Source organism: Streptomyces sp. NPDC056160 (assembly GCF_042268205.1).
Taxonomy (GTDB): domain Bacteria; phylum Actinomycetota; class Actinomycetes; order Streptomycetales; family Streptomycetaceae; genus Streptomyces.
Genome location: NZ_JBHJUW010000279.1, coordinates 1 through 4,347, shown reverse-complemented (window position 1 = coordinate 4,347; position 4,347 = coordinate 1). Strand labels below are relative to the sequence as shown.

Annotated in this window: 4 protein-coding genes and 1 pseudogene; 1 reads left to right on the top strand and 4 read right to left on the bottom strand. The window is 67.4% G+C overall.

Features of this window, described 5'->3' with window-relative positions:
• Window positions 1-90 precede the first annotated feature (90 nt).
• The gene (locus ACFC02_RS41820) at window positions 91-231 is read left to right on the top strand and encodes a transposase (RefSeq protein WP_376368145.1); all 141 of its coding nucleotides are present in this window, start codon (window positions 91-93) and stop codon (window positions 229-231) included.
• Between the two features lie 117 nt (window positions 232-348).
• On the opposite strand, the gene ACFC02_RS41815 is transcribed toward ACFC02_RS41820, so the two are convergent.
• The 4 genes and pseudogenes from ACFC02_RS41815 to ACFC02_RS41800 all read right to left on the bottom strand — a co-directional run.
• Window positions 349-1,350, bottom strand: a complete 1,002-nt coding sequence (locus ACFC02_RS41815) for a tyrosine-type recombinase/integrase (protein WP_376368143.1) — start codon at window positions 1,348-1,350, stop codon at window positions 349-351.
• Window positions 1,351-1,690: 340 nt separating this feature from the next.
• The gene (locus ACFC02_RS41810; protein WP_376368141.1) at window positions 1,691-2,749 is read right to left on the bottom strand and encodes a RimK family alpha-L-glutamate ligase; all 1,059 of its coding nucleotides are present in this window, start codon (window positions 2,747-2,749) and stop codon (window positions 1,691-1,693) included.
• Window positions 2,750-2,751: 2 nt separating this feature from the next.
• Entirely contained in the window at window positions 2,752-2,967 is a 216-nt protein-coding gene (locus ACFC02_RS41805) for a ubiquitin-like protein Pup (RefSeq protein WP_376368138.1), read from the bottom strand.
• Between the two features lie 304 nt (window positions 2,968-3,271).
• A pseudogene (locus tag ACFC02_RS41800) lies at window positions 3,272-4,164 on the bottom strand (Tn3 family transposase); the annotation flags it as partial.
• Window positions 4,165-4,347: the final 183 nt, after the last annotated feature.

Genomic DNA, 4,347 nt, shown 5'->3' with positions numbered 1-4,347 from the left:
GAGTCCTTTCACCTCCGCTCGATCACACGGCGCCTCGTGGCGCACCCCCTCGTAGCGTGGAGTCCGTGATTGCAGGGGAAGTTGGGGTTCATGGGGTCCAAGCAACGGACGTACACGCCTGAGTTTCGAGAGGGTGCTGTACGCATTGTGATCGAGACGGGCAGGCCGATCCCGGAGGTCGCCGAGGAGCTCGGCCCCGGTCTCCTATCTCTGACCCACGGTGCAAGGTAGAGCCACGTCCGCTACTGGTTCCGGCGACGTGCGGCGGGGTCGTGCTCCGCAAGGGGTGTGACCGAGATACGCGCCAAAGGGGCAATGAGATGATCTTGAAGCCGTGAGAGGTCCGGGTCATCCGCGTCGGCGGGCGGCGGGGTCACGTTCGGCGACGTGCCGGGCTACCGAGTCGACGCCGGGCCGTGCGTACCGCTCCAGGGAGCGGACGGAGGCGTGACGGGAGCGGGCCAGCAGTATCGGGGTGGAGGTGCCGTCCTCGGCGTCGTGTGTCAACGCACTGTGCCTGAGCCGGTGGAGGGTCCAGCCGTCCAGGCCCTCGATGTCCTCGGGTGAGGCGAGCGGGTTGGCCAGCAGGCGGGTGTTCTCCTCGAAGATCTCCTCCGCCCGGCGGTAGGAGAGCCGGGCCCGGCCCGTCTCCGGGCACACGTCCAGCGTCGGCGTTCCGTCCGGGGCCCTGCGGTCGGTGAGGAACAGCGGGCCGCGGGTGCGCCGGGCGATCAGGCGGGGCAGCAGCTGGGCAGTGCCCGACTGCCAGTGAATCCACTCCGTCGCCCCGCCCTTGGCGGTGATCCTGCCGCGCTTGTCCTGCGGGTACAGGTCTTCCACGTTCAGGCACAGCACCTCATCGGCCCGCGCGGCGGACTCGTAGAGCATCTTCCACTGTGTCTTCTCCCGCAGCCCGACGTCCAGGCGCCACAGCGCGGCGATCTGGTTCTGTGCCAGGGCCTTGGTGCGGTCCGGCGGCGCCGGCCGCCGCTCGATGCCGATCGTCGGATCGCCGTCGATCCAGCCCTGGCGCTGCCACCAGCCGATCGCCTTGCGCGCGATGGACAGTTCGCGGTTGACCGTGTCGGCGTCCATCTCGTCCGCCCGCGTCGCCGCCAGCTCGGCCAGCGCCTCCGGGAGCGCCGGGTCGTCGATCGCGGCGACGGGGAAGACGGGCGGTTTCGCGCCTCGGCGGGCGGGTCCGGTCGGCGGCGGTTCGCCGGCGAGCATCCATCCCCACGTCGTGAGGGAGATCCGGTAGATCCGCGCGGAGGACTTCGCGATGCCCGCGCCGGTGAGGTACCGCTCGACCGCCGCGGTGTACGACGCCGGCGGGGTGGACAGAGGCACGACCCGAGCGCGCGGCAACCGAAGTGCGCCCCCGCTCCCGAGTTCGGTCACCGGTTCGATCGTCACGCCTTCCCGCCCTTCCGGTACTGCCGCAGTAAATGCGTACACCTCGCCCCGGCGGCCGGATTGGTCCGCCGCAGGTCGCGGTGATCACGGTAGGGGCTCTGCCGCAGTAAATCCGGTATTTACTGCGGCATACCCCCTGCCGTTCGACAGGGGGTATGCCTGTCCCCGGCGGGTCCGTGGTTGACGTCCGGTTCGGGAAGAATCTGATCACGGCCTTTCTGAACCTGGGGCAGGGCCTCAACTACCCGTGCGCTCGCTAGGGGTCGTCAGCCATTCACTTGCACACAGCGGAAAGCTTCGTGCGGAGATAAAAGGAGTACGCCCGGGTCTTCTCCTCGGCGAAGGCCCCGCTCCCGATGGCTGGACTGGAGCTGACTTCCAGCAGATACCACTGCCGCGTCTGCCGGTCCTGCACCACATTGACGCCCGCGATCTCGCAGCCCATGAGCTCAGCTGTCCGGACGGCCATCCCCAGTGGCTCTGCATCGAAGGTCTCCACCTCGAACAACGTGGCGTGTCCGCCCTGCTCGGTGTTCGTGAGATGAGAGCCGTCGGTGTTGCAGCGGTGCATGACGACCGGCACGTCCCGTCCGAACACCAAAATCCGGAAGGTGCCGTTGTTGGGGATGAACTGCTGAGCGAGGAAGCCTGCCTTCACGTGGGCGGGGTCCTCGATGTACCGCAGGAAGTCGGTCTCGGTCTTGACCAAAAAGTTCAGCCGCCCGCCCCCGGCGTTCATCGCCTTCAGTATGAATGGCAGGCCCAGCCGGTCGGCGAGGTCCGCGAAGGAGCCGCTCAGCAGCCGCCTTGGCAGATAGAACGTGGCGGGCACCGGCAGCTCGTCCTGCGCAAGGACCATCAACTGGTAGAGCTTGGTCGGTGCGCTGATGCCGGCCGCGCTGATCGGCGGCCGCTGTCGGTGCTCCAAGTATGCGGAGACGGAACTCAGCAGCGTGGCCGTCGGGCGCGGATAGGAGGCGATCTGGATCAGCCCGAACTCCGCCAGGTCCCGGCCCCCGATCGTCTCGTACACGCGGGTCCTGCCAGTCTCGATCGAGAAAGCGATGTCCTCGATCCCGCAGAAGAAGGTCTTGAACTCGTCTCCGAGCTCCAGACCGGCCGACACGGCGTACTCGGGCTGGAATACCTCACCGTTGACGACCAGCAGATCCCCGCTCGATTCCACCGGCCCGCTCGTTGCGATGTCCCTGCGCAGCGAGCGACGCAACCAGTCAATGACTCGGCGGGCGATCCCGGTCAATATCGACAATTCCGACGTGGGGTGCAGTCCTTGCGACGCAGTTCCTTCCCTGCGCACTTCCGGGACGGGCACGCCTACTGGCCGCCCTTCTGCACGAAACCACGGACGAACTCCTGGGCGTTGACCTCCTCATCGAGGCCGTCCCTCTTGAGGAGGTCGTCAATCTCGTCGAGCAGATCATCGGCATCCGATGAGATCTTCGAATCGCGCGCCGCGGGCTGGTCCCCCACCTCATCCGGCACGTCCTCGCGGGAGTCCTCCTGACGGCGGTGCTCTTCCCTACGCTGCACGACTCAGCTCCCTCCCCCGCGCGGAGTGAAAACCCCACTCGACGCGGAACCCGTTCCCTTATGAGCACTGTTCACTACCGTTGACTACAACGGACGGCAGGTCCGCTCGGGTTCACATGAAGCGCAAGCTCGAACCGGCCGTGCCGTGCGCGGGCTCACCGTCCTCGCTCGAACCAGTGCGTGTATCAGCACGCTGCGACCACTCGGTCAGCGAGCCGGGGCCTGACCGCCCGGTCACCGCAAAGGGGCGTCCGAAGCCACAGAAGGTGGCCTCGGACGCCCCCTCCGACTGCAGCGACCAAGGTCAGCCGACAGATGCGGCGATCGTTCCGGCGGAACGCGGCCGCGGCACTCCGACCGGCAGCCCCAGGTCGAGCCGCTTGTCCATGTCCAGGCGGAAGGTGCCGTACGGGTTGACGTTGGACCAGAACAGCGCGGTCAGGCCGCGCCGGTCCTCGTCGGTGAGCTTCTTCGCCCACTTCGGATCGGCCAGGACCTGCTGGAGCAACAGTGTGTTGACGTGTACGAGGCTGGACTGGAGCAGATGCAACGCGAGCATCGACGTCTCGGCGTGTTCCTTGTCCGGGCCGGTCAGGGCGCCGTCCTTGCCGTAGTGCAGCACGGTGTTCGCGCTGTTCCAGTTCTCCACGACCTGGAGGCCGCCGTGGATCTCCCGGCGCAGATCGGGGCTGGCGAGATAGTCACAAGCGAAGACCGTGCGCACGGCGCGGCCGAGTTCTTCGAGGGCCTGGTAGGTGGGGTGCTTGGGGCCGCCGCGGGTGAAGCGCCGCAACACCTGCTCGGCCTCCGCCGTCCCCAGGCGGAGCGCGGTGGCGTACTTGACCATCTGGTCGTACTGCTGCTCGATCAGGTCCCAGCGGATCGGCCGGGTCAGCGAGCTGCCGAGCGCCGGCCAGCCGGGCGGCGAGTCGTCGGGGCGGTACAGGCGGATGCTGCCGATGTTCTTCAGCCGGGGCAGCAGGCGGAAGCTGAGCAGCTCGGTGAAGGCGAACCCGACCACTGAGGCGCCGTGGGTGTCGACTAGTTGGCCTCGATCTCGGCGTCCGTGCAGTGCCGTAGCAGGCCCTCGATCATCGCCGCGACCTCGGACGACGAACAGCTCTTGAGCTGGGAGTAGATGCAGACGTTCTTCTTCTCGACGTGCCAGTAGATCATCACGCCGTTGCCGGAAGCGCGCGGGTTCGTGGATTCCTGGATGAGCCTGGCCGGTAACCCACGGGGGATGCGGTGGCTGAGCGGGAAGTCCCGCGCGTGTTCGCGCTTTGGCGGGTCTTCAAAGTTGAGCGGTGCGGAGGTGTCCGCGGGCTCGGCGGGTGGTGACGCAGCGTGTGCGTAGGCGCTGGTTCGTAGCGTTGCGGA

What these genes read in the sequence shown, in the direction of transcription:
- ACFC02_RS41820 (WP_376368145.1), top strand. Translation starts at nt 91, where the DNA reads ATGGGGTCCAAGCAACGGACGTACACGCCTGAGTTTCGAGAGGGTGCT.